At 70.4% G+C, this 23,078-nt stretch carries 18 protein-coding genes and 6 pseudogenes; 9 read left to right on the forward strand and 15 right to left on the reverse strand.

All coding sequences use genetic code 11. The features are described from left to right. Nucleotides 1–38 precede the first annotated feature (38 nt). The 6 genes and pseudogenes from AB0H37_RS35185 to AB0H37_RS35210 all read right to left on the reverse strand — a co-directional run. Nucleotides 39–299, reverse strand: a pseudogene (locus AB0H37_RS35185) (3'-5' exonuclease); the annotation flags it as partial. Between the two features lie 82 nt (nt 300–381). Then, entirely contained in the window at nt 382–1,179 is a 798-nt protein-coding gene (locus AB0H37_RS35190) for a hypothetical protein (RefSeq protein WP_360617037.1), read from the reverse strand. A gap of 117 nt (nt 1,180–1,296) precedes the next feature. After that, nucleotides 1,297–1,515 (reverse strand): annotated as a pseudogene (locus AB0H37_RS35195) (hypothetical protein); the annotation flags it as partial. Between the two features lie 225 nt (nt 1,516–1,740). Next, a complete protein-coding gene (locus AB0H37_RS35200; protein WP_360617038.1) occupies nt 1,741–3,036 on the reverse strand; it encodes an FAD-binding oxidoreductase in 1,296 nt (431 codons plus the stop codon). A 183-nt stretch (nt 3,037–3,219) separates the two neighbouring features. Continuing rightward, nucleotides 3,220–3,369, reverse strand: a complete 150-nt coding sequence (locus tag AB0H37_RS35205; RefSeq protein ID WP_360617039.1) for a hypothetical protein — start codon at nt 3,367–3,369, stop codon at nt 3,220–3,222. A 51-nt stretch (nt 3,370–3,420) separates the two neighbouring features. Then, a complete protein-coding gene (locus AB0H37_RS35210; protein ID WP_360617040.1) occupies nt 3,421–3,876 on the reverse strand; it encodes a DUF4267 domain-containing protein in 456 nt (151 codons plus the stop codon). Nucleotides 3,877–3,982: 106 nt separating this feature from the next. Here AB0H37_RS35210 and AB0H37_RS35215 point away from each other — a divergent pair, with 106 nt between their 5' ends. Beyond that, entirely contained in the window at nt 3,983–7,264 is a 3,282-nt protein-coding gene (locus AB0H37_RS35215; protein WP_360617041.1) for a BTAD domain-containing putative transcriptional regulator, read from the forward strand. A 638-nt stretch (nt 7,265–7,902) separates the two neighbouring features. Next, entirely contained in the window at nt 7,903–10,224 is a 2,322-nt protein-coding gene (locus tag AB0H37_RS35220; protein WP_360617042.1) for a hypothetical protein, read from the forward strand. 854 nt (nt 10,225–11,078) lie between these two features. Here AB0H37_RS35220 and AB0H37_RS35225 read toward each other — a convergent pair. The 7 genes and pseudogenes from AB0H37_RS35225 to AB0H37_RS35255 all read right to left on the reverse strand — a co-directional run. Next, nucleotides 11,079–11,450: a DUF6086 family protein gene (locus AB0H37_RS35225; protein ID WP_360617043.1), complete on the reverse strand. Its 372-nt coding sequence runs from the start codon at nt 11,448–11,450 to the stop codon at nt 11,079–11,081. Between the two features lie 35 nt (nt 11,451–11,485). Beyond that, nucleotides 11,486–12,669, reverse strand: a pseudogene (locus tag AB0H37_RS35230) (IS110 family transposase). Nucleotides 12,670–13,492: 823 nt separating this feature from the next. Then, nucleotides 13,493–13,633 (reverse strand): annotated as a pseudogene (locus tag AB0H37_RS35235) (transposase); the annotation flags it as partial. After that, nucleotides 13,585–13,932: an SDR family NAD(P)-dependent oxidoreductase gene (locus AB0H37_RS35240; RefSeq protein ID WP_360617077.1), complete on the reverse strand. Its 348-nt coding sequence runs from the start codon at nt 13,930–13,932 to the stop codon at nt 13,585–13,587. The pseudogene AB0H37_RS35235 and the gene AB0H37_RS35240, both read right to left, overlap by 49 nt. A 115-nt stretch (nt 13,933–14,047) precedes the next feature. Further along, nucleotides 14,048–14,146 (reverse strand): annotated as a pseudogene (locus AB0H37_RS35245) (ketoreductase); the annotation flags it as partial. Continuing rightward, nucleotides 14,133–14,333: a hypothetical protein gene (locus AB0H37_RS35250; protein ID WP_360617078.1), complete on the reverse strand. Its 201-nt coding sequence runs from the start codon at nt 14,331–14,333 to the stop codon at nt 14,133–14,135. The gene AB0H37_RS35250 and the pseudogene AB0H37_RS35245, both read right to left, overlap by 14 nt. 80 nt (nt 14,334–14,413) lie before the next feature. Next, a pseudogene (locus tag AB0H37_RS35255) lies at nt 14,414–15,007 on the reverse strand (dihydroxy-acid dehydratase); the annotation flags it as partial. A gap of 100 nt (nt 15,008–15,107) precedes the next feature. Here AB0H37_RS35255 and AB0H37_RS35260 point away from each other — a divergent pair. Beyond that, nucleotides 15,108–15,413: a hypothetical protein gene (locus tag AB0H37_RS35260; protein ID WP_360617044.1), complete on the forward strand. Its 306-nt coding sequence runs from the start codon at nt 15,108–15,110 to the stop codon at nt 15,411–15,413. 69 nt (nt 15,414–15,482) lie between these two features. Here AB0H37_RS35260 and AB0H37_RS35265 read toward each other — a convergent pair whose 3' ends face one another. Next, nucleotides 15,483–16,130: a TetR/AcrR family transcriptional regulator gene (locus tag AB0H37_RS35265; RefSeq protein WP_329092005.1), complete on the reverse strand. Its 648-nt coding sequence runs from the start codon at nt 16,128–16,130 to the stop codon at nt 15,483–15,485. A gap of 42 nt (nt 16,131–16,172) precedes the next feature. After that, nucleotides 16,173–17,324 carry a Rieske 2Fe-2S domain-containing protein gene (locus AB0H37_RS35270; protein ID WP_329092007.1) on the reverse strand — a complete coding sequence of 384 codons (1,152 nt, stop codon included), beginning with the start codon at nt 17,322–17,324 and terminating at the stop codon, nt 16,173–16,175. A gap of 104 nt (nt 17,325–17,428) precedes the next feature. Between AB0H37_RS35270 and AB0H37_RS35275 the strand changes: the two genes are divergently transcribed. The 6 genes from AB0H37_RS35275 (at nt 17,429) to AB0H37_RS35300 (ending at nt 23,049) form a co-directional block, all read left to right on the forward strand. After that, nucleotides 17,429–18,376 (forward strand): PDR/VanB family oxidoreductase, encoded by a 948-nt coding sequence (locus tag AB0H37_RS35275; RefSeq protein WP_360617045.1) that lies wholly within the window; start codon nt 17,429–17,431, stop codon nt 18,374–18,376. Between the two features lie 160 nt (nt 18,377–18,536). Then, nucleotides 18,537–19,427 (forward strand): alpha/beta hydrolase, encoded by an 891-nt coding sequence (locus AB0H37_RS35280; protein ID WP_360617046.1) that lies wholly within the window; start codon nt 18,537–18,539, stop codon nt 19,425–19,427. After that, nucleotides 19,415–19,543: a hypothetical protein gene (locus tag AB0H37_RS35285; RefSeq protein WP_329092014.1), complete on the forward strand. Its 129-nt coding sequence runs from the start codon at nt 19,415–19,417 to the stop codon at nt 19,541–19,543. Before AB0H37_RS35280 ends, AB0H37_RS35285 begins: the two co-directional genes overlap by 13 nt. After that, the gene (locus tag AB0H37_RS35290; RefSeq protein WP_360617047.1) at nt 19,540–21,036 is read left to right on the forward strand and encodes a sugar ABC transporter ATP-binding protein; all 1,497 of its coding nucleotides are present in this window, start codon (nt 19,540–19,542) and stop codon (nt 21,034–21,036) included. Before AB0H37_RS35285 ends, AB0H37_RS35290 begins: the two co-directional genes overlap by 4 nt. Next, nucleotides 21,033–22,040 (forward strand): ABC transporter permease, encoded by a 1,008-nt coding sequence (locus tag AB0H37_RS35295; RefSeq protein WP_329092018.1) that lies wholly within the window; start codon nt 21,033–21,035, stop codon nt 22,038–22,040. Before AB0H37_RS35290 ends, AB0H37_RS35295 begins: the two co-directional genes overlap by 4 nt. A 49-nt stretch (nt 22,041–22,089) precedes the next feature. Beyond that, on the forward strand, nt 22,090–23,049 hold the full coding sequence (locus AB0H37_RS35300; RefSeq protein ID WP_329092020.1) for a substrate-binding domain-containing protein: 960 nt from the start codon (nt 22,090–22,092) through the stop codon (nt 23,047–23,049). The last annotated feature ends 29 nt before the right edge of the window (nt 23,050–23,078 follow it).

Genomic DNA, 23,078 nt, shown 5'->3' on the forward strand with positions numbered 1-23,078 from the left:
CTTGTCAGCCTTCACCGGAACCGGCGCGCCCGGCCCGCTCAGACGCCACGGTGGGGTAGGAACGGGCTTGGTGCACCGGTATAGGAGACGTACAACGTGTCGCGTGCCCGGGTGGAGGCGACGCAGAACAAGCAGCGCTCCCGCTGGAGGTCGTGGGCGTGCGCCGTCGGATCCTCGTCCTTGTCGGTGAGCGCGGCTGCGGCGGGAAGGGCCTCGGCGTCTGCCCCGGTCACCGCGACGCGGCGGAACTCCAGTCCTTTCATGCGGTGCATCGTGCCGACCCGCACGCATCGTCGAGCCAGGACCTGACATGCTCCACCAGCGCGTCGACCATTCAAGCACTATCACCACGATACTTATCCGCAACCACTGAATAGCCCCCTAGAGAACGGCCTGGACCGTGGTGATGCCCGAATCGGTCAGGGGACCGATACGGAGCCGGTCCCGGGTGGCTTCCTTGAGCCGCTCCACCGGCATTTCGACGAGCATCCGCCGGACCTCACAGTTCCGCACGGCCTGACCGGCGGACAGGGCGGCGGCACGGTAACGGACCTCTTCCTGGAGCGCCTTCTCTATCTTCCTGATCGAGGCCGGGAGATCGGCGACGACCGCACTGGGGATGACCTCCGCCGCTCGTCCCAGATCGGCGACCCGCGCCCCGAAGCCGACCCAGTCGCTGAGGACATCGGCGACACCGACCTCGAACATCCTGTCGTCGTGGCTGGTCAGGCGGTGCAGAAGCTGTGGCAGTCCGGACGATACGCCCCACTCACGAAAATCGGCGACGAACTGCGCGGCGGCCTGGCCGGCGTCGCGCTTTGCGCGGCCGGCGAGGAAGCGCCGAGCACCGATCGCCGACCTGGCGTCGTGCAGGGATCTGGCGACCTGCGTGGTCAGATGCCTCAGCGTGTGGTCCTCCGCGGGGGCGAGGGAGGGCAGGTGCGCATGCCTCGCGACCTGCCCCAGGAGCCGGCCGTCTCCGGGGCTCAGCGGCATCGCGCCCCAGTCGACCGTGCCGTCTCGCCGGAGAGCGACGACGGCACGACGCAGTGACTCGACGGCCTCGTCGGCCCCCCTCGTGACCTCGTCACGGTGCGCCAGCGCGAAATGGGCCTGATCGACCCAGCCAGTGACCTCGTCGGTGATGTTACGTAACTGCTGTCGTTCGTGTCGTTCCATGGGCCTGACGGTCGGTCGGGGGTTGCTGCAAAGATTAACCCGGAGCACCGACACTGGGGTCGGGAACCGACATGTCGGTTCCGAAGAGAGATAGGTGCGCTGCGGATCAGGAGGTCGTCAGTGCTGCTCGGCTTGGGCGGTGCGAGCGGCGAGTTGGAGTGCGGCGGCGCACAGACGGTTGTCATCGATGTCGCCGCTGCGTTCGCCGTAGCGGCACTCCAGCCGGTCCAGGAGTCCGAAGCGGCGTGTGAACTGCCGATCCACGAGCAGGCGCCCGCGGACGACCCGGAGCGCCTCCTCGTGTCGCAAGTAGTCAAGGCGCAGGCCATGGCGGAGGAGCCTGTCGCATTCCGGTCAAACGGTCTTCCCCGGGCACGTCCAGCGGAATGGTGTCCAACTCCCCGTGCGATCCACGGCTGGGCGACCCACGTCCTCCATATCCATTCCGCGCCGCTGCGCGGATGTACTTCTCGGCAAGCACAGGGCGGCGCCGGTCGCGCGGGTTCGGTGCGGCTCCTCCGCCCCGGAGGGCGGAAGAGCCGTGACCTGCTGGGAACCGGTCTATCCGAGCACCGGGTAGTTGGCGCGGAACACGTTATGCGGGTCGCGGGCCCGCTTGATCTCTCGCAGGCGTGCGAGCGCGCCGCCGGAGAAGGACTCGGCCGCCGTCTCACCGGGAGACAGCAAGGTGTACGGCTTGCGGCCGCTGATGCGGGCCTTCAGGTCCGCCACCACCTCCGCCTGCTTGGCACGCGTCGCGTCGGCCATGTGCGGCAGGCCGAGCCCCACCAGGCTCAGCAGGTACGGCTCAGCCACCGCGCCGCTCGCCCCGGCTCCGACGCCCGGCTCGGCGAGCGCCCCGCCCAGGTTCCTGATCTGCAGGTTGATGAGCGGTTCGACCGGTTTGGACAGCAGGAGCTCCCCCGCGTCGGCGCCCAGGCCCGTGAGTAGCTCCACGCGGCTGATGGAGGGGGTCGGGTCGATGGGCTCGGGAGAGATGGCACCCAGGCCGGCGACCGGGACGACACCACGGCTGTCGGAGATCGCGCCCTCGATCTTGTCGAGGCGCACCAGCAGGTCCTTCGCCGGAGCCGCCTCACCCAGGTAGGCCAGATCCAGCGTGACCATCGGCGGTGCGCCAGGCGCCTGGAACCGGTTGAACCAGACGCTGAGCTCACGCGGTGCCTCGGCGGTGATCTCCAGGAGCGCGTCGTACACCTCACTGGTCCGGTGCTCGGGCCAGACGACGCGCCCGCCGTACATGGTGGGCACCGGATACAACTCGAGTTCGAGGGCGGTCACCATCGCGAAGTCCCCGCCCCCGCCGCGGAGCGCCCAGAACAGCTCGGGATCGGACTCGGCGGTCACCCGGCCGGGCTCGCCGTCGGCGTCCACGATGTCGATGGCCCGCACACTGCCGGAGGCGAGGCCGTACTTGCGGCTGAACCAGCCGACCCCGCCGCCCAGGGTGTAGCCGGTCACACCGACCCCCGGCGCGCTACCCGACAGGCCGGCCAGCCCCAGCGGACCGGCCGCCGCCTGCACCTGCCCCCATTGCACGCCCGCGCCCACCCGGACCACTCGCTTCTCCGCGCGTACCACCACCTCGTTCAGCAGACCGGTACGCAGCAGGATCAGGCCTTCCACATCGCCCGAGGCGCCATGCCCGGTCGGCTGCGCGGCCACCGTCAAACCCGCCCGCCGGGCGTAACGTACGAGCGCCACCACGTCGTCGGCGTCCGCGGCCTCCACGACCGCCGCGACCGGCTGCCTGACCGTGAGGTTCCACGCGGTGGCCGCCTGCTCGAAGCCGTCGTCATCAGGCAGGAGCACGCGCCCTTTGAGCACGCCGCGCACATCGTTGATCGTCATCGTCGTCTTCCTCTTCGATTTCTCAGTGCGTATTGGAGAGGGTCTTGGTGCAGTTGTCAGAGGGACGTCTTAATGGGTTATTCCGCGGATGCGGGCGAGTGCTGCGCTGAATTCCTGCTCGCTGAGCATGAACGCGTAGTGGTGCGGCTCGAAGTCGTCCAACCGGTCCTAGTCCAGGGTGGCCTGGTTGGCCAGCGTGACCGGCGTGAAGTGCGCCACCGGCGGCTCGACGCTCAGGCCGAGGATGTCGGCCAGTAACTGCGCCGAAACTTGCGGATCACGGGCGGGGACGATGGTGTGATTCAGCTCCACGGTCATGGTGGCTCCCTTTCAGGGACGGGACTGGGCGTGGTGGGCGACGTGCAGGCGTCAGACGGAGTGCGCGGCGGGCACCGGCACGACGGCCTCGGGGACCGCGGCGCTCTCGGGGACCTTGCGGGCCTTGCCGGTCTCGCGGAGGATCAGCAGGCCCGTGGTCGCGATCAGTGCCGAGGTCAGGCCGTGGATGCCGAACGCGGCGGACGTGGAGCCGTGGTGGGCCAGGACGGTGATCATGTCGCTGAACGGGGCGACGGCCACCATCAACAGGACCTGGCCGAGGGCACGGCGGTGACCGGTCACCAGCAGGAGGCCCATGGCCAGGCCCATCGCGTTCTCGCGGTTGCCCTTCACGACGAGGAAGCCGCCGCCGTCGCCGGAAGGCCAGCTCGGCAGGCCGAAGCCCGGCGCCTGCGTTTCGGGGGACAGGAGGAAGGACACCCCGAGGTAGAAGGTGAACAGGACGACGGCGATGGCCAGGACGGTGTTGATGCGCTTCAGTGACATCGTTCTTCTCCTTTGATGTTCGGACGGGCCTCGCCACCGGCCGCACCCGGCCGGTGGCGAGGTGTTCAGGCTGCTCCCGGGCGTTTGGAGGGGACTTGGAGCCGACTTGGAGCGGTCCCCGTACGATGTGCGGGTCATGGTCTTCATCCGGGTGCTGGGCGCGTTCGCGACCGAGGTGAACGGTGAGTCCGTCCACCTCGGCGGCCCGCGGCAGCGGGGCGTGCTGGCCCTGCTGGTGGCGGCTCGCGGGCAGGTCGTGCCGGTCGACCGGATGATCGAGGATCTGTGGCGGGGGGAGCCACCCGCGCGGGCGCTGATGTCCTTGCAGGCCTACGTGTCCAACCTCCGCCGGCTGCTGGAGCCCGGACGTCCGCCGCGCACACCGGCCCGGTTGCTGGTGAGCGCCGCACCCGGGTACGCGCTGCGGCTTCCCCCGGAGTCGGTGGACGCATGGCGGTTCGAGGATCTACTCGACCGTGCCCGGACCGACACCGACCCGCGCACCGCGAAGGCCCGGCTCGCCGAGGCGCTAGGGCTGTGGCGGGGACCGGCGTTCGCCGAGGTCGCCGACGAGCCGTGGGCCGCCGTCGAGACGGCCCGGCTGAACGAGCTGCGACTGACCGCCACCGAGCTGCACGTCGCGGCGGGTCTGCGCATCGGCGACCCCACCGCGATGGTTCCCGAGGCCGAGCGGCTCACCCGCGACGAGCCGCTGCGCGAGGAGGGCTGGCGGCTGCACGCCCTGGCACTGTGGAGCAGCGGCCGCCAGGCCGACGCGCTGGCGACTCTCCGCCGCGCCCGCGGCGTCCTGGCCGAGGAGCTGGGGCTCGACCCCGGCCCGGACCTTACGGCGTTGGAAAAGGCGATCCTCACCCAGCGCACCGACGTCCTGCGCGCGATCGTGCCCCGGACACCGCCGGCGCCCACCCCACCGCTCGCCGCCCCGCCGCCGCGGACGGCCCCTCCCCCGGAGCCGGCTCCGATCGGCGAGGCTCCGTTCGTCGGACGCCAGGCACAGGTGTCGGCGCTGGTCACGGCTGCCGCGCAGGCCGTCACCGACGGCGTGCGCGTCGCCCTCGTCACCGGCGAGGCCGGGCTCGGCAAGTCGACGCTGCTGGAGCACCTGGGCAAGCGGCTCGAACGGGAGGGGTGGCTGGTCGCCGTCGGCCGCTGCCTCGAGGTCGACAGCGCGCCGCCCGCGTGGGCCTGGACCGAGGCGCTGAGAGCCGTCGCCGCGACCACGGCCCCGGGCGAGTTCGCCGACGACCTCTCGCCGCTGCTCACCGACACCGGACCGGTGAACGCCGACGCCACCGCCGGACGGTTCCGCCTGCGCCAGGCCATATGGAAGTGGCTCGCGGAGGTCGCCGCGGAACGCCCGGTCGCCGTCGTGCTGGACGACCTGCACTGGGCCGACGCCGCGACGCTGGAGCTGCTCGGCGGCGGCCTCGGCCTGCGGGCCCCGATCCTGGTCGTCGCCGCGTACCGCGCGGACGAGAGCGGGCACCTCACCGAAATGCTGGCCTCGCTCGCGCGTGCCGCACCGCTCCGCCTGGCGCTGCCGGGTCTGAGCGACGAGGCCGTCGCGGAGCTCGTGCGGACCGAATGCGAAGCGGACGAGGAGACCATCGCCGGGATCGCCGAGCGCACCGGCGGCAACCCCTTCTACGTGCGCGAAAGCGCCCGGCTGCTGAACGGCGAAGGGGCGCTGGTCGCCCTCTCCGAGGTCCCCGAAGGCGTGCGGGACGTCCTCCGCCGCCGGCTCGCGCGCCTGCCCGAGGGAGCCGTGTCCATCCTCCGGCTCGCCGCGGTCGCCGGCCGGGAGAGCCCGGTGGACGTCCTCGTCAAGGCCGCCGACACCGACGAGGACGGCGTGCTGGACGCGCTCGACGCGGGCGTCATCTCCGGGCTCCTCGACGAGCCCCGCCCAGGCCTCGTCCGCTTCGTCCACGCCCTCGTCAGGGACACGCTCGTCGCCGACCTCAGCCGCCTCCGCGCAGCCCGGATGCACTCCCGGATCGCCGCCGCTCTCGAAGGCACCGACGACATCGCGGCGCTGGCCCACCACTACGCGCGCGCCGGCTCGCCCAAGGCCGTCGGCTACTGCGTCCAAGCCGCCGAACTCGCCGAGGCCCGCTACGCCCACGACGTGGCGGCCTGCCTCCTCAGCGACGCCGTCGCCAACTCGACCGGACCGGACGAACACGTCGAACTGCTCGGCAGGCTCCTGCGCGCGCAGATCAGGGCGGGAGCCATCGCGGCCGCCCGCGAGACACGCCGTGAAGCCGTGGAGTACGCGGAGTCCTTGGGCCGCGACGACCTGATGATCGCCGCATTCACCGCGTGGACGGAGCCGACCCCTTGGCAGGCCCGTACGTACGGAACGGTGGACCGGCCCATCGTCGACCGCCTGAGCCGCCTGCTCGAGCGCGAACTGGCCCCGTCGGTGCGGTCCCGCCTCCTGACGGCGTACGCGAACGAGCTGATCGGCGAGGACGACCCGACCGTTCTGGAGGCGGCGCAGGAGGCCCTCGACCTCGCCACCGGCCCCCACCTGCGGGCCGCGGCACTCGAGATCCTGGCCGAAGTCCAGGGCGACGCCGAGCTCTCCCAGGAGCTCGTGGAGATCGGCACGGAGCACGACCTGCCGGTGTACCGCGTCACCGGGCGGCTCAACCATGCCGCCGTCGCCGCCGCCGCCAACGACCCGGTGACCATGCGCCGGGTGACCGCCGAGGCCCTGGAGCTCGCACACACCTACCGGATGCCCGAGGCGATCGCCGTCGCCGAGATCACGCTGGCGGCCCTGGCGGTCATCGAAGGCCGGTTCGCCGACGCCGCACACCTCTACAACAAGGCCGGCGAGGGCATGCGGCGCACCGGATCGGTGCACGCCGCGGGCTTTCTCCAGCTCGCCCTGGCCGTCATCTGGCTGAACGACGGCACGCTCGGAGCGCATCTGGACGACGTGCGCGCCGTCCACGCCGTGCTCGACCCCATGACCACCGACCTGCTCGCCCTCGCCCTGCACGCCAACGGCCTGGACACCGAAGCCCGCGAGGTCCGCGCGTCATCCGGCCCGATCCGCCCCGACTTCTTCTTCACCTTCCTCACAACGCTGCGCGCGATGGCGATCGTCGCCCTGAACGACCGCGACGCGGCCGAGGAGGTCTACGCGACGCTGCTCCCACACCGCAACGGTCCCCCCGCGGGCGCCGAGAGCACGGCGGTGGCGCTGCGACCGGTCTCCCACACCCTCGGCGAGCTGGCCGTCCTCCTCGGCCGCGACCACGAGGCCGCCGACCACTTCGCCCAGGCCGCCGCCATCGCCGACCAATGGAACGCACCCCACTGGGCCGCCGAAGCACGCTCGCGAGCGACCGCCTGACTCTGCCCGCCGCCGCCGCACATCCACAGCGTCCGGCGCCCAGATCAGGGCTGAGGCCGGGCCGGCGGGGATTCGCGGGGCGGAGCGGCCCGCTGTTCGCTCACCAGTTGTTCGGAGTCTCGCCTGGACGCGGGATCATTGCTGTCACCAGGACGAGCGCGGCAGCACCCCCGCGCACGCAGACGAGCGGCCCTACGAAGCCCGCGCATGCCGAAAGACTCCGTCCACGCAGCTCAGGTCGGGTCGCTGGAGATGAAGCCATAAGGTCGTCGACGGTCAGTGTCGGCCCGTTGTCGGCTCAGCGGTTCCGAAAGGAACTGTCACGCGCTGGCGTAGGGCAGCAGGGCAAAGAGGCCCGCTTTCCCTAGGTAGGCGCTGACCGGGCTTGGCGGGCATTCGAGCAGCGAGATGCCATGCGCCGGACCATAGCTCGTCCAGGCCTCCAGGCTGCGGCCTGTCAGGAACGGAGCAACACCAGCGCAAGCCCGCCGCCAGGTGCCGGGGGACGCCTGTTTCATCGCGCCCTAACAGGCCACCTGGAAGCAGGTTAAATCCGCTGTAAACCGGAGTATTCACTCCCGCGTCCTGCTTTCTGTACGTTGATCATTTGGGCTTCTTTCCCCCGATGAGGTGATGGCGTGAAAAGTCGTGCCAGCATTACCGTCTCGGTCACGTTGACCCTGGTGGTGAACACGTTGGCGGCCGTTTCCGGAGCGAGTCCGGCCGTCGCGGGAACGACCTCCACAGACCGTACGCCGCGACCGTACGAAGTGACCTCCGAACGTTCGAAGGCCCCGTTCACGGTCGCTCCGCGTCGCATGTTCGTCCCGTTGACCTGGTCCGGAACCACGGTCGAGCCGGTCAGCCGGGCCATCACCTACCGCAACAACACACGCAGTACCCTAAGAATCCGATTGAGGGTCGCGCTGCGAGACCGTTCCGGACACGCGGCCCCTGCCGCGCTGGCGAAGTTGTCGGCGGGTTCCGTGACCGTGCGCGCCGGTCGAGAGGCCAGGACGAACCTGGAACTGCGGGGCCACGGGGTCAAACCCGGCGCGTATCACGGCACCGTCCAGGTCACCTCCGCCGCAGGTCAGCCGTTGGGCTCCACGGCGGTATCGGTCGACCTCCATGGCCCCGCCCCCGCCCCCGCCCCCGCTCCTCCGGTCGGGTCCGTCACCGCCTCCGCCGACTCCGTCAACGCCGACCTGGCCTCGCCCGGCATCCCCGACCTGACACGGCGCCACACCCTCACCTACCGCAACACCGGGACCACATCTGTCAGACTGCGGTTGTCCGCCACCCTGAACGGTCCCGACGGGGAAGCGACCAAGGCCCACGCCGGGCTCTTCGAGGTGCCTGACCATGTAACCGTTCCCGCCCAGGGAAGCGCGCAGGTGACACTGACCTTTCGGGGTGCCGGGATCCCCCAAGGCCGCTATCTCGGGGCGCTGGTGGCCACGGGAACCGACGGCGCAACAAAGGTGACCACCACGCTTGGGGCCGAGGTCGGCCAGGAGCAATACAACGTTGCGGTCAATCTGATCGACCGCAACGGCACCGCTCCAACGCGTCCGACCTGGGTTTACGCCTGGAGCATTTCGGACGGCGGCCGCTGGGAGCGCAAGGTCGAGAACGGCAGCGGCGTCTTCGAGCTGCCGCCCGGTACCTACGACGTCACCACTGCCATCGCCACCGGTGCGGGCCAGACCCTGATCAACCACCGGATCACGGTCGATGACCGAGACTTCGACCTGAGGATGGACGCCCGCGAGGGCGAGCCGGTCGAGCTCAGTCCGCAGGGCATCGGCGTTTCCGGCATGGTCGAGGCCTGGTACGACACCCCGTGGTACCGGTTCACCGCCGAGGGCCCCGAAGGCTCGGTCTTCGCCGTCTGGCACGGTCCCGACGAGGTCGAGGAGAACGTCGGCTTCCAGGTCACGGGGTGGGGCAAGCGTGACGCGACCGATGGGCCGGGCGCGGCCTACATCTTGAGCCGGTACTTCGCGGGCCGTATACCGCCGGCCACGGTGTGGCACCCGAGCCCGGGCGAGCTGAGTGTCACCCGCAATCACTTCCGCTCGGTGAATCTCTCCAGGTCCGGCGGCCTCAACGTGACGGGCGGTTACGTCGACGAGATGCGAATGAACGTGACCTTCCCGCAGACGGTCACCACCTACATCGAGCCTGGACTGAGTTACAGCCGAGAGTTGGGCTACGGAATCGGCTACGGGAACTGGGCGCAGATCGCCGACTACCGGACCGCCGCACAACAGGGGGAACGCGACGACGTCTGGAACGGCGCGGTCCTCACCACGGGTGACTTCGGCGTGGGAGCGGAACCGCGGCGCACCTCTGGCGGCCAGCTCTCGGTGATCGCCCCAGGAGGGTACGTCGATTCGTCCGGACGGACCGGTTCGATGGACCGCACGACCAACGAGCTCACCCTCGCCGCCGACGGCCAGACGATCGCCACCGGTACAGGGCAGCTGTATGCCGACCTTCCGCCCGAGTCCAAGCGTTATACCCTCACCTGGGACCGCACCGCCAACACCGAGATCGCCAAGTTCTCCACCGCGACCAAGACCGAGTGGTCGTTCGAATCGCACCACATCGACTGGGAGGAGCAGACCCTTCCGCTGCACCTGCTGCGGCTCGCGATCGCCGGTCTGAACGACGCGAATGCCGCCGCGCCGGGTTCCCAACTGCGGATCCCCGTGAAGGTGCAGCCGGTTCAAGACCTGCCGACGCCCGAGATCACTTCGATGTCGGTCGAGACGTCCGACGACGACGGCAACACCTGGCAGACGGCCTCGTCCGCCGAAGAGGACGGCACCTGGACCGCGACCGTGAGCAACCCGGACGCCCCCGGGTTCGTCTCCCTGCGGATCAAGGCGACCGATGCCGACGGCAACACCGTGACCCAGACGTTCATTCGCGCCTACGAGGTGAAGTCCTGATGCGGTTATTCGCAATCTTCACGGCGTTCGGCTCTGACCGGGGTCTCCACCCCACCGAATCGTCATCGGCGTCAGACGCAGAACTTGTCATATCGAGTGCCCGCTGAAGCTTTTCCTCGGTCGGCCCGCCCCATGCCATTGCCATGCTGACGTGGCGCGGCGAGTCGCACTGCGGGTGTCTCCGGCTTGTGATCAAGCCACCCCTCATCGACCGCTCTCAGCCCGGAGCTTGGCGCCGCCTCCGAGCGTCCTGGATACGGGGGACCAGATGTGCAGGGCTCGACTAGCGTGGGCGCGAGGCGGGGAGGCCGAATGGGAGCAGGAGAAGACCTGGAACGGCTGCGCAGCCGTGAGGCTGCGCAGCGTGTCTTCGGTGAGCCATATGACAGGCCCGATGGTGCCACGGTGATTCCGGTCGCCAACGTCAGAGGCGGCAGGCGCCCGCGGGCCACGCCCCTCGGCGTTTTCGTGGTCCGCGACGGCAAGGCGTCCTGGACGCCAGCGGTCGACGGAACTCGGACGGCGCTACTGGGCGGGTTGATCGGGCTCATCGCCGCGGGGCTGGCGACTGCGGCGGTACTACGTCGGCCGCCCTGGCCGGATATATCGATTCAAAAGACCACGAAGCGCTGAGCGTCCAGGGGGCGATGGGGTGCGAGGGCGTCGCCCGTTCGCATCCATGTGTTGTGATCGCGGCCTGGCTGATGCGGGCTGACAGGGCGATGCGGCGCCTGCGAGTTCAGGACGATCTGCGGCGGCTCGCGCTCGCGCGCCCCGGCCACCTCGGGCGGGGCTGTTTGCGGGGGGTGTCCCTATGGGATTCGTCAACTTCGCCGAGCTTCGGGTGGGCTGTCTCAGGTGACCATCGCAACGTGGTGGCGTCGGCTGAGCTCGACCAGCGCTGTGATGCTGGGGTCGTTCGAGGATTCCAGTGCTGGTAGCTGACCACCGCCGCGGTCGACCAGGACGATGGCGGTGGCGGTGAATCCCTCCATAAGGGACCGGAGGATGACGTGGTTCGAGCGCGCGTATCGGTCGATGAGGGTGTCGACGAACGTGCTGAAGACCTCAAGGTCGATCTCGCACTCGTCTGCCTGCATCGGGCCCAGTCCTGGTGGAAGGCCTGTGAGCGTGGCGAGCGACTCTGCTGCCCGCAGGAAGACTTGAGCGACGCCTGTGGCGGGATTCCAGAGGACTCGTTCGCCGATCTGGAAGTACTGGCTCATTGCCCTCCTTGAGCAGTGTCAGCTCCTTGGGTGGATCATGCCGCTTGGGCTGCAGGTTTGCGATCGGGTTGGTAGGGCTGCTTGTCGCGGAACATGGCGTAGACGACGTCGCTGCGGCGGCGGGCCAGGCAGATGAGGGCGGCGTTGTACTTCTTGCCTTCGTTGTGTTTCTTGGCGTAGTAGGTCCTGCTCACGGGGTCAGACAGGGAGGCGAACGCGGACAGGAACATGGCTCGATTGAGGGCCTTGTTGCCGCCCTTGGGCGGGTGTTCGCCCTTGATCGAGGAGCCGGAGCGTTTTGTGACCGGGGCCAGGCCGGCGTAGGCGGCCAGATGCCCGGGAGTAGCGAAGGCGGCGATGTCGCCGATCTCCAGCAGGATTCGTGCGGCGATCCTGACCACGATCCCCGGCATCGTGGTCAGGACCCGGGCGAGAGGGAGCGCATCAGGGATCCTCTCCACCTGCTCGGCGACCTGGGCGCGCTGCTCATGCACCGAGCGCAGCGAGCGGGCCAGGCGCGGCAGCACCGTGCCGGCCGCGGAGGTGCCGGGGACGACGACGGTCTGAGCCTCCAGTGCGGTCTTCACCGCCTGGACCAGCTGCGGCGCCATCCGAGGTGCCAGTGGCTTGGCGGTGGCCAGCAAATGGTCGGTGGTGGCGGCCCGCAGCCCGTCTGGGCCGCCGTACTGCATCAGCAACTCCAGGGCAGCGGGGTGGTGCAGCCGCGGCCCCAGTGCCTTCTCCAGGGCAGGGTGGATGGTGACCAGCAGGCCGCGGATCCGGTTGGCCAGCCGGTTGGCCTCGCCCGCCAGGTCGTCGTCGTACCCGACTAGAACCTCCAGCTCGGCCAGAGTCTCATCACCGGCATCCACCCGCCGCAGGGTGTGCGGGAGGGTCCGGGCTGCATCGGCGACACATATGCGTCGCGGGCGTCGGTCTTGGCGTTGCCTGGATGCACATCGGCCAGCCGCCGCATCGTCAACCCAGGCAGGTAGGCGACCTGGCAGCCCTCAGCGCGGGCGACCGCGACCGGCAGCGCACCGATCGAGGCGGGCTGATCGACCACCACCAGCACCCGGCCATGACGGCCGAGCCTGACGAACAGGTCCCGCAGCCGCTGCTCATCGTTCGGCAATGCCTTGTCGTGCAGCTTCTTGCCGGAGGGGTCCAGAGCGCAGGCGTGATGCTCGCCCTTGCCGACATCCAGCCCCAGAAACACCGCGTACTCGGGCGTCGTGCCCTACCTCGTTCGGGGTTCAAGCTGATTGGCCTGGCCACGGAAGGTCTGGCGACGGCTGCCGGCATCCACGTTACGGCGAGACGATCACTTCGTCACAGAAGGCTGCCTTGCCCCTATGAGCGGTCCACCGACGCCACCCGAACCCGGTGACAACACCCCCCGGATCATGCCTACGACAGGGGGCTTGAGTCATACCGGGCCGGGTGACCAGGCTCCCCACCCACGCGAGCGGGGACGATCAAAAAGGTAACGGGGCACGATTCCCCGCATTGGGGTGAGGAGGTCCCCCACGGACAGCCGGCGCGCGCACCGCCCATGGGGACGCACCATGCCGTAGTCCACCGTGCGCGCGGATAGGCACGAACCTGCGGCCCACCTGTTGCGCCGAGACTTCACCGCAACTGCGCCGAACCGCCGAGAGGTGGCCGACTTCACGCACGTGACCACCTGGGCCGCCGTCGTCTACATCGCGTTCGCGGTGGACATCTTCTCGCGTGCGATCATCGGCCACCACGAGTAACACCTGACCGAGGTGATGGTGCTCCACTCCTCACCCCCATCACCCTGTGAGACCTCACCACGCTGGCGCCACCCCTGGGCGAACATGCCCAGCAGCCTCGCTGCATGGCCGCCGCGAACCTTGGCACGCTCGAAAGCCGGGGCACAGCCGGCCGCGAAGAAACCAACGCCCCTCTCCGCTGACGGGCCCGCGCGTCCGCCACCGGTCACGTCCAGCGGATTGGTGTACCAACTCCCGCGTGATCCACGGCTGGGGGACGCAGCGGGGGGCGGATAGTGGGGGGCGGCACTGGTGCCAACCCGACCCGGTCAGCGTCGATCCGATCGCCTCGACCAGGGCGGCGTGCGCGTCAGAGTTGATCAGTTGGATGCCGGTCAGGCCGTCGGCGACCAGCCCGTGCAGGAACGCCACCCAGCCCGCACCCCACGCCCCCGCTCATCGGGGCGGACCACGGGTGCTGGTCGTGGACGACATCGCCCCTGCGCATGTCGAGAATGCGCCGACAGCGAGCCGTTGTTGATGATCCTGCCGCCGCGCGGCCGCTGCGTTTTCATGATGCGCACCGCCTCGCGCGCGCAGAGGAAGGAGCCGGTGACGTTGGCGGCGAGCACCTCGTGCCAGTCCGCGTCTCCGACCTCGTCGACGGCGCCTTGGGAGCCGAAGATCCCCGCGTTGTTGACCAGGACGTCGATGCGTCCGTGCAGCGCCAGCGACGCGAACAGCGCGTGGACCGGCGACGCGGACGGGACGTCGGTCCGCGACCGGGTGGGCGCGGGGACGGTTCGCGGCGGTCTCTTCTAGAGACGCCTTCGTCCGGCCCGCGAGGACGACGGCGTGGCCGTCGTCGAGCAGCGCGCGGGCGACGGCTCTGCCGAGTCCGCTGCCCGCGCCGGTCACCACGGCCACCAAGGCGCGCACGGGGTCAGTGGTTTTCACCGTGCATCGCCGTTCCGCGCCGGCCGACCAGGAAGTCGAAGTCGGCGCCCCGGTCCGCTTGCAGGACGTGCTCGACGTAGACACTCGCGTAGCCGGTCGGTGGCACGGCCGCGGCGAGCCGCCGCTGGATCTCTTCGGCGTCGACCGACAGATCCAGCGTGCCGGCCGCGACGTCGAGGGAGACCAGGTCGCCGTCGCGATGCGGCCAGGGCCGCCCGCTGCGGCCTCGGGCGTGACGTGCAGCACGACCGTGCCGAACGCCGTCCCGCTCACGCGGGCGTCGGCGATCCGGACCATGTCGGTGACGCCGCCTCCAGCAGCTTCCTCGGCAGGGGCAGGTTCCCGACCTCGGGCATTCCCGGGAATCCGCGCGGGCCGACGTTCCGCAGCACCAGGACAGTGCCGGCTTCCACCGGCAGGTCCGGGTCGTCGATGCGAGCCCGGAAGTCGTCCATGCCTTCGAAAACCAGCCCGGTTCCGGTGTGGCGCAGAAGGTGCGGCGACGCGGCCGCGGGTTTGATGACGGCTCCAGAGGGCGCCAGGTTCCGTGCAGCACAGTGATGCGGGCATCTTGCAGCAGCGGGCCATCGGCGGTGCGGATGACCTCGCGGTCCCAGGCGACGGCGCCGTCCACGTTCTCGCCGAGCGTCCGGCCGTTCACCGTCGGCGCGGCGGTGTGCAGGAGGTCGCCCAGTTCCTTGAGCACGACGGGCAGGCCACTCGCCGCGTGGAAGTCCTCCATCAGGACCGCCCGGCGGGCATCAGGTCGCCCAGCAGCGGGACGCCCTCCGCAATGCGGTCGAAGTCGTCCAGCTCCAGATCGATCTCCAGCCGCCCGGCCAGCGCCAGCAGGTGCACCACCGCGTTCGTCGACCGCCGACCGCGGCGTTGACCTTGATGGCGTTCTCGAAGGACGCACGGGTGACTATCCGCTAGGGATCAATCCCTACACGCTGCACAATTGGGTGAAGGCCGATCGGGGGCGGGGCAGGCGCTGGGCGAGTCCGAACGCGAGGAGCTGGCTCGGTTGCGCCGGCAGAAGGCCGAGTGGCCGAAGGAACGCGCTGAGCTTGAGATGGAGCGTGAGGGCTTCAAGCGATCAGTGGTCCCGCGGGTGAAGGAAGTGGCAACGGTCGCTGACCGGCCGGGACGGCGGCCGGCCGCGCCCGATCTGGTGCGCCGCGACTTCCGGCGGCTCCCCCGCGACTCGCGCTTCGGCGAGCCGACCGGGCCGCACCGCAACTCCACGCTCGTCCGCGGCCGGTGACCGCCCGTCAACGGCACCCCGCAGACCAGAGGGTGCGGGATGCTGCCGCGCCGGGGGCACGGCGGGCCGTCAGTGCGTGGCGGCGGCCAGCCCCTCCGCTATCAGGCGGAGGCCGAACTCGAACTGCTCCGAGGACGCGAGCGTGGGGAGCTCCGGGGCCAGCCTCACCGTGCTGGGGAAGCGGTCGGCGGGGAGGCCGGCATAGAAGTGGTGGCGCTGGCGGCGGCCCTCCGGGTCGTCGCCCCAGGTACGGGGCGTCTGGTAGCCGGAGAAGCCGAGCGCGTAGGTGATGAGGACACCGTAGGCGCGGGTGGCGTCCGCCCCCTTGAGCCCCGCCGACTCCAGCCGGTCGAGGACGGCTTCCATGGCGCCGTCCAGGGCGTCGATGCTGTCGGTGACGCGGGTGGAGAGCAGCCGGACGACGCAGGGGTGGGCGAGCATCATCGCGCGGAAGGCCCGCCCGCATCCCACAAGCAGGTCGATGGGGTCGTCCGTCCCGGCGGGAGGGACCTCCATCCCGCCGAGGACGTGATCGGCCATCGCGTCGAGAATCTCTTCCTTGTTGCGGAAGTAGCTGTACAGGGTCATCGCGCCGACACCGAGCTCGCCGGCCAGGCGTCGGACGGTCAGTGTGTCCAGGCTCTCGGAGTCGCCTATGCGCACAGCGGTCTCGACGATGCGTTCGCGGGTGAGCGTCCGCGCGTCCCTCTTGGCCATGCCGCTCCGTGTCTCGTCGGTCTCCTCGAGCGAGGGTAGTGCCTACCGCTTGTACGGCTGGACGTTCGGAGCGCTCTGCTCGACCTTGCGCCGCCACGCGGTGAGGGACAGGTCGGGCCGGTAGAGCTTTTCCGGCGGGGCGTCCATCACGTCGACCATCCAGGCGTCCTGCGCGGTGAACTGGCCGTGGAACAGCCAGCGGATGGCGGCGAGGTACTTGAGCTTGAAGAGGCCGGCGCGGGCACCGGTCTCGAAGCGCACCATGAGCTGGACGTAGCGCACGTTGTCGGCGTCCACCGGGACGTACCACTCGTAGTGAATGAACTGTGGGTAGGCGACACGGAGGATGCCGGGCATCCGGATCGAGACGAAGCCGGGCAGGTCGAGGCCCTTGATCACGGGGTTGGCCTTCTGGGCCTTGCCGGGGGCATCGGGCAGCGGCATGCGCTTCCACCAGCGCTTGTTGGTCCACAGGCCGAGGCCGGGCATGCGGGCCTCCCAGTGCACCTCGTCCTGGACGCGGACGAGCCATTCGCCGCGTTCGACGACGCGGGTCTTGTTCCAAGCAGGCATGACCTTGAACAAACGCCACAGCGCCGTGTTGTGCAGGTACTTGGCGTGGCCCTCGTCGAAGCCGTTCTCCGCGGCGAACCGCCAGTTGCCCTTGCGGACGTCGGTGCGGCCGCCGATGACGAGCGCGTTGTGGCGCAGTTCCTCGGGCAGGTCGTCGTCCAGCGGGTGGGGGTCACCGTCGCCGATGTAGACCCAGACCAGGCCGAAGCGCTGCCGGACGGGGTAGGTGCGGACCTTGACGCGGCCCTTGATGGGCGAGTCCGGGCCGTCGGTGAGGACGCCGCAGAGCTTGCCGTCCTTCAGGTCGTAGGTCCACCCGTGGTACGGGCAGGAGACCGTGCCGGGGAACTGGCGCCGTCCCAGGGAGAGGGGCACGCCGCGGTGGGGGCACCGGTCGTGCAGGGCGTGGATCTCCTCGCCTTCGCGGACGAGGGCGATGTTCTCGCCGAGCAGGGTGACGGCGACGGGCTTCTTGCCGACCTGCTCGGTCCACAGGACGGGGTACCAGTGGTCGCGGAACCCGAGGGCGGCGCTCTCGTAGGTCGGCCAGGACGACCAGTCCTGGCCGGGCTGGCGCCGCTCCGGCCGGGAGCGGCCGGGGGACGTGGCGTTGGTGGTCAACGGTACCTCCTTTAACAATGTTACGTACTTTGTACGGCGAGTTCTGCCATGTCAACCCCCGCCCCCTTGACGGGTATGCAAAGTACCGTACATAGTACGGACCCATGGTGGAGAACGAACGCGAACTGGTCGTCCGCTCGATGACCTGGGAGGCGGACGGGGTCCTGTCGGTCACGCTGACCGCTCCCGGCGGCGGGCCGCTGCCTGCGTGGCAGCCGGGGGCCCATCTTGAGATCGACCTCGGCAAATGGGTTCGCCAGTACTCGCTGTGCGGAGCGCCCGGCGGGACCGGCGCCTACCGGATCGCCGTCCTGTACGAACCCGACGGCCGGGGCGGTTCGGCCTACGTGCACGAGGAGTTGCGGCCCGGCCGCACGGTGCGGGTGCGCGGTCCGCGCAACCGGTTCCCCCTGGAGGACGCGCCGCGCTACCTGTTCCTGGCGGGCGGCATCGGGATCACTCCGCTGCTCCCGATGATCGCGCAGGCGGCGGACGGCGGCATCCCCTGGCGCCTGGTCTACGGAGGGCGGAGCCGGGACTCGATGGCGTTCCTGCCCGAACTCGCACGGTACGGAGACGCTGTGACGATCGTCCCCGAGGACAGCGACGGCCGTCCGGACCTCGACGCGCTGCTCGGCGCGCCCGAGCCGGGCACGGCGGTCTACTGCTGCGGGCCCGAGGGCCTGATCGCGGCGGTGGAGCGGCGGTGCGAGGCGTGGCCGGACGGGAGCCTGCACGTCGAGCGGTTCGCCGCCGCGCGCGATCAGGTGCTGGACGGCGAGGACACCGCCTTCGAGGTGGACTGCGCGCGGTCCGGGGTGACCGTCGAGGTCGGCGCCTTCGAGACCGTGATGGACGCGCTGGAGCAGGCCGGCGTCCAGATTCCGAACGCGTGCCGCGAGGGCATCTGCGGAAGCTGCGAGACGCCCGTCCTGGCGGGGGTCGCGGACCATCGCGACGGCCTGCTGACCGATGCGGAGCGGGAGGCCGGGGCGACGATGATGCCGTGCGTCTCGCGCTGCCTCTCGGACCGGCTCGTGCTGGATCTCTGAGACGCGGTCCGTGTCCGGGCATTGACTCCGGGCCTAAGTAGTGTACATAGTACGCATCACCGTGATTCACGGCATAAGCTCGGCTTTCTCGGAGCGCTCCCCCGCTCGTCAAGCCGCCGGGAGCCTCCGCCAGGAGGCCGGGAGAACCGGAGAACACTCCATGACCGCATCGATCGCCGGCACCTGGCACACCGTGCTCGGGACCGCGCTGCGGGTCCGCACGACCGGCGAGGGCGCGCCCACCGTCCTGCTGCACGGCGGCGGCCCCGGCTGCTCCGCCTGGACCGACTTCGCCGCCCTCGTGCCGGAACTGCCCGGCCGCCGGCTCGTCCTGGTGGACCTGCCGCAGTACGGCGACTCGGACGCGCCCCGGGCCGACCTGCCGCTGTACTCCTTCCACGCGCGGTACGTCACGGCCCTCCTCGACGACCTCGGGATCGAGCGCGCGGACTTCGTCTGCCAGTCGCTCGGCGGGGCGGTCGCGCTGCTGATCGCGGCACGCCACCCGCACCGCGTCGGCCGCATCGTCCTCACCGGCAGCCGCCCCGCCGAACTCGGCGGTACGCCCGGGGTGAGCGGGGCGGAGATCCGCGCGGCGTACTACGGCGGTGAGGGCCCGACCCCGGAAAAGATGCGCGATCTCATCAGTCTTCATGAGTGGAACGATCCCGCGATCGTTCCGAAGGCAACTGTCGCTGAACGCTTCCGAAATAGTGTCTCTACGACCGCTCTTGCTTTTGGAACGGACATCGAAGCGCGCGGCTGGCCCGAGGATCTCGCTCCTCTGCTGCCGGAGGTGGCGGCTCCCGTCCTGCTGCTGTGGGGCTCCGCCGACCCGTTCGCCGACATCGGCTACGCGACCCGCCTGGCCGCGGCGCTGCCCGCCGCCGCCCTGGAGGTGCTGCCGGACACGGCGCACCACCCCCAGGAGGAGCGGCCCCGCGACTACGCCCGGCTCGCCGAGGCGTTCCTGCGCGACTCCCCTCCCACCGACACCCGTCCCACCGACCCCCGGCTCGCACCTGTGGAGGCCACCCGATGCGCATCCTGATCATCCTCGCCGTCCTGCTGGCCGCCGTCTTCGGCGTCCCGCCGGTGCGGCGCCGCGTCCTGGCCGCGTTCGTCCGCGGCACCGGGACGGCGGTGCGGACGGAGCCCGCGTCATGACGGCGCCCGCCGTCGCCGCGCACGGCGTCACCAAGCGGTTCGGCCCCTTCACCGCGCTGGACGGGGTGGACCTCGACCTCATAGCGGGCGAGGTCCACGGACTGATCGGATCCAACGGCGCCGGCAAGTCGACCCTCATCAAAGTGCTGTGCGGCGCGTACGCGCCGGACGGCGGACGCCTTGAGGTCGAAGGCCGCAGGATCGGCAACGCGACGCCCGCGCAGGCCGAACGCGCCGGCATCACCGTCGTCCACCAGGAGACGCAGCTGTTCCCCGAGCTGACGGTCGCCGACAACATCGTCGTCGCCGCCCCGAACCGGCGCGGCCGGCTGATGCGGGACCGCCGCGCCGACCACGCCGAGGCGGCGGAGCTGCTCGGCACGCTCGGCACCGGCCTCGAACCAGGACGCCGCGCGGGCACCCTCGACCTCGCCGAGAAGAAGCTGCTGCAGGTGGCGCGGGCGCTGCGCGCCCGGCCGAAGCTGCTGATCCTGGACGAGCCCACGGCGGCGCTCGAACCGCGGCAGTCCAAGCTGATCACCGACCTGGTGCGGCGGCTCGCCGGCGACGGCCTCGCCGTCCTGTTCGTCAGCCACGACCTCGACGAGGTCCGCCTGCTCTGCGACCGGATCACGGCGCTGCGCGACGGCCGGATCGTCGCCCGCCTCGGCCGCGGCGAGGCCACCCCGCACGGGCTGGTCGAGCTGGTCGCGGGCCGGACCCTCGCCAACGCCCCGGACCGCGAGCCGCACGAGCCCGGCGACGTGCTCGTGCACGCGGATCTGCCCGGCGCGCCCGAGCTGGACCTGCGGCATCGCGAGGTCGTCACGATGACCGGCCTCCTCGGCTCGGGCGCCGGCCGCTACGCGCGCACTCTCGCCGGGGCGGCCCGGCCGCCCGGGCGCGAGCGCGCCGAGGTCACGGTCGGCGGACGGCGGGTCAGGCCACTCAACCGCGTCGCTGCCGTCGCCGCCGCGATCGGGTTCGTGCCCGAGGAGCGCAAGCGCGACGGCGTGCAGCCGCTGCTCAGCATCGAGCGGAACATCGCGCTCGGCGACGTGCGGGCGTTCAGCCGGTTCGGCGCCCTGGACCGGCGCAAGATGCGCGCCACGGCGCTCCGACTGATCGCGGACCTGGACGTCCGCCCGGCCGACCCGGCGTTCCCCGCCGGGCTGCTGTCCGGCGGCAACCAGCAGAAGGTCCTCATCGCACGGTGGCTCGCGGCGGGCGCCCGGGTCCTGGTCGTGGAGGAGCCCACGCACGGCATCGACATCGGGGCGAAGGAGCACGTGCTGCGCCAGCTCCGCGCGTTCGCGGACGAGCGCGGCTGCGTCGTGGTCGTGGCGCTGGAGAGCGAGGAGTTCCGCTCCATCACCGACCGCTACCTGGCGTTCCGGCGGGGACGCCTGGTCGCCGAACTCACGGCCGACGTCACGCACGCCGAACTGATGACGGCGTGCCTCGGCGAACATTCGGAAGGTCTTGCCTCATGAAGAGAACCGCCCCCGCGCTGGAGGACGCGTTCGTCCCGCTGCTGCTGGTCGTCCTCGCCGTCGTCCTGACGTTCTCGACGGACTCGTTCCTCAGCAGCGGCAACATCCTCAACGTCCTCAGCTCGATGGCGATCCTCGCGATCGTCGCGTTCGGGCAGACCTTCGTCATCGCCGGCGGCGGGTTCGACCTGTCGGTGGGCGCGCAGGTCGCGCTGCACGGCGCGGTCGGCGCGATCGTCATGCGGGAGACGCAGAGCATCACGCTCGGCCTCGCCGCGGCGGTGCTTTCGGGGATCGTGTTCGGGCTGCTCAACGGGCTGCTCGTGATCGCGCTCAAGGTCCACCCGTTCATGATCACGCTGGGCACGTCGGTGATCGGGGTGGGCGTCACGCTCATCCTCACCCACGCCGAGTCGGTCGGCGGGCTGCCCGCGAGCATCGCCGGGTTCGGCGTCGGCCGTCCGCTGGGCGTCCCGTGGATCGTCTGGTTGATGATCGTCTGCTTCGCCGTCTCGGCGTTCCTGCTGAGCGTGAGCCCGTTCGGGCTGCGTGTGCTGTCCAGCGGCGGCAACCGGGAGGCGGCACGGCTCGCGGGCCTGCGCGTCGAGCGGACGATCGTCGCCACCTTCGTGCTCGCCGGGGCGTTCGCGGCCGTGGCGGGCATGGCGACGACCGCGCGGCTGCAGTCGGCGCAGCCGACCGTCGGCGAGGGACTGGAGCTGTTCTCGGTCGCCGCCGTCGTGCTCGGCGGCAGCGCCCTGCACGGCGGGCGGGCCGCGATGTGGCGGACCCTGCTCGGCGTCCTGGTCATCTCCGTGATCCAGAACGGCCTCAACCTCAACGGCGTCGGCGACGCCTGGCAGGAGGTCGCGGTCGGGATCGTGTTCATCCTCGCGATGTCGGCCGAGCTGCTGCGCCGGTTCTCCCGCCTGCGCACCGGGAGAAAGGAGGCACCGCCGCGCACGACCGTCGCGGACGCCCCTGCCAAGGCCACCGTCACCTGACCGCGCTCAGCCCCCCGCCTTCACCGAAACCCGCAAGAGGAGACCCATCATGCGCATGACCCGACTTCGCGGGATCGCCGCGGCGGCGCTGTGTATCGGCTTGGCAGCCACCGGCTGCACAGGCTCGGACGCGTCCGAAAAGGGCGGGAAGACCATCGGCGTGAGCTTCGCCGCCCCCAGGATCGCCCTGTACGCCGGGATCCAGAAGGGTATCCAGGCGGAGGCGAAGAAGCTCGGCGTCAAGGTGGTCTTCACCGACGCCGGCGGCGACCCGCTGAAGCAGGCCAACGACATCAACGACCTCATCGCGAAGGGCGTGGACGGCATCCTCGTCTCCGCGATCGACGCCAAGGCCGTCGTCGCGCCGCTCAACGCGGCGAAGGCCGCGCACATCCCGGTCATGACCGTAGCCCGCGACGTCGAGGACAAGTCCAGCCGCGCGTCCTACATCGGCAACGACTGGGGCAAGTCCGGTACGCAGATCGCCCAGTGGACCTGCAAGAACGTCGGCAAGGGCAAGATCATCATGATCAAGGGACCGTCCGCGGCGCCCTACGTCCAGGAAATGACGAAGGCCTACAAGGCGGTCGTCGGCTCGGCGGAGTGCCCGGGCATGTCGGTCGCCCACGAGGTCAACGTCTCCGCCCTCACCTCCGAGGAGGGGCTGAAGGCCGCCAAGGCGTCGCTGTCGGCGGTCCCGGACGCCAAGGTCGTCTACGCCAACCTCGACGACTTCCTCACCGGAGTCGTGCAGGCGATCAACGAAGCCGGCAAGACCGGCCAGATCACCGTGACGGGCTTCGACGGCATCCCCTCCACGCTCGCGATGGTGCGGGACGGGCGGGTCGGCTACGAGATCGCGCTCCAGCCGAAGAAGTGGGGCGCCACGGCGCTCCAGACGATGGTCGGCAAGCTCGGCGGGAAGGACACCCCCAGCGTGGTCAACATCGAGACCCGGCCGTTCGACAAGAACGACTCCGGCGACCTCACCGAGGCCGACCTGGAGTAGCACGCCGTCCCGTCCGCACCTCCTCCGTC

It is taken from the genome of Actinomadura sp. NPDC023710 (genome assembly GCF_040639875.1).
Lineage (GTDB): Bacteria > Actinomycetota > Actinomycetes > Streptosporangiales > Streptosporangiaceae > Spirillospora > Spirillospora citrea.

Bases quoted from the DNA above. Each gene is read 5' to 3' on its own strand.
- AB0H37_RS35190 (WP_360617037.1), bottom strand. From the start codon at position 1,179: ATGGAACGACACGAACGACAGCAGTTACGTAACATCACCGACGAGGTC.
- AB0H37_RS35205 (WP_360617039.1), bottom strand. From the start codon at position 3,369: ATGACCGTGGAGCTGAATCACACCATCGTCCCCGCCCGTGATCCGCAA.
- AB0H37_RS35210 (WP_360617040.1), bottom strand. From the start codon at position 3,876: ATGTCACTGAAGCGCATCAACACCGTCCTGGCCATCGCCGTCGTCCTG.
- AB0H37_RS35225 (WP_360617043.1), bottom strand. From the start codon at position 11,450: ATGAGCCAGTACTTCCAGATCGGCGAACGAGTCCTCTGGAATCCCGCC.
- AB0H37_RS35265 (WP_329092005.1), bottom strand. From the start codon at position 16,130: ATGGCCAAGAGGGACGCGCGGACGCTCACCCGCGAACGCATCGTCGAG.
- AB0H37_RS35275 (WP_360617045.1), top strand. From the start codon at position 17,429: ATGGTGGAGAACGAACGCGAACTGGTCGTCCGCTCGATGACCTGGGAG.
- AB0H37_RS35280 (WP_360617046.1), top strand. From the start codon at position 18,537: ATGACCGCATCGATCGCCGGCACCTGGCACACCGTGCTCGGGACCGCG.
- AB0H37_RS35285 (WP_329092014.1), top strand. From the start codon at position 19,415: ATGCGCATCCTGATCATCCTCGCCGTCCTGCTGGCCGCCGTCTTCGGC.
- AB0H37_RS35290 (WP_360617047.1), top strand. From the start codon at position 19,540: ATGACGGCGCCCGCCGTCGCCGCGCACGGCGTCACCAAGCGGTTCGGC.
- AB0H37_RS35295 (WP_329092018.1), top strand. From the start codon at position 21,033: ATGAAGAGAACCGCCCCCGCGCTGGAGGACGCGTTCGTCCCGCTGCTG.
- AB0H37_RS35300 (WP_329092020.1), top strand. From the start codon at position 22,090: ATGCGCATGACCCGACTTCGCGGGATCGCCGCGGCGGCGCTGTGTATC.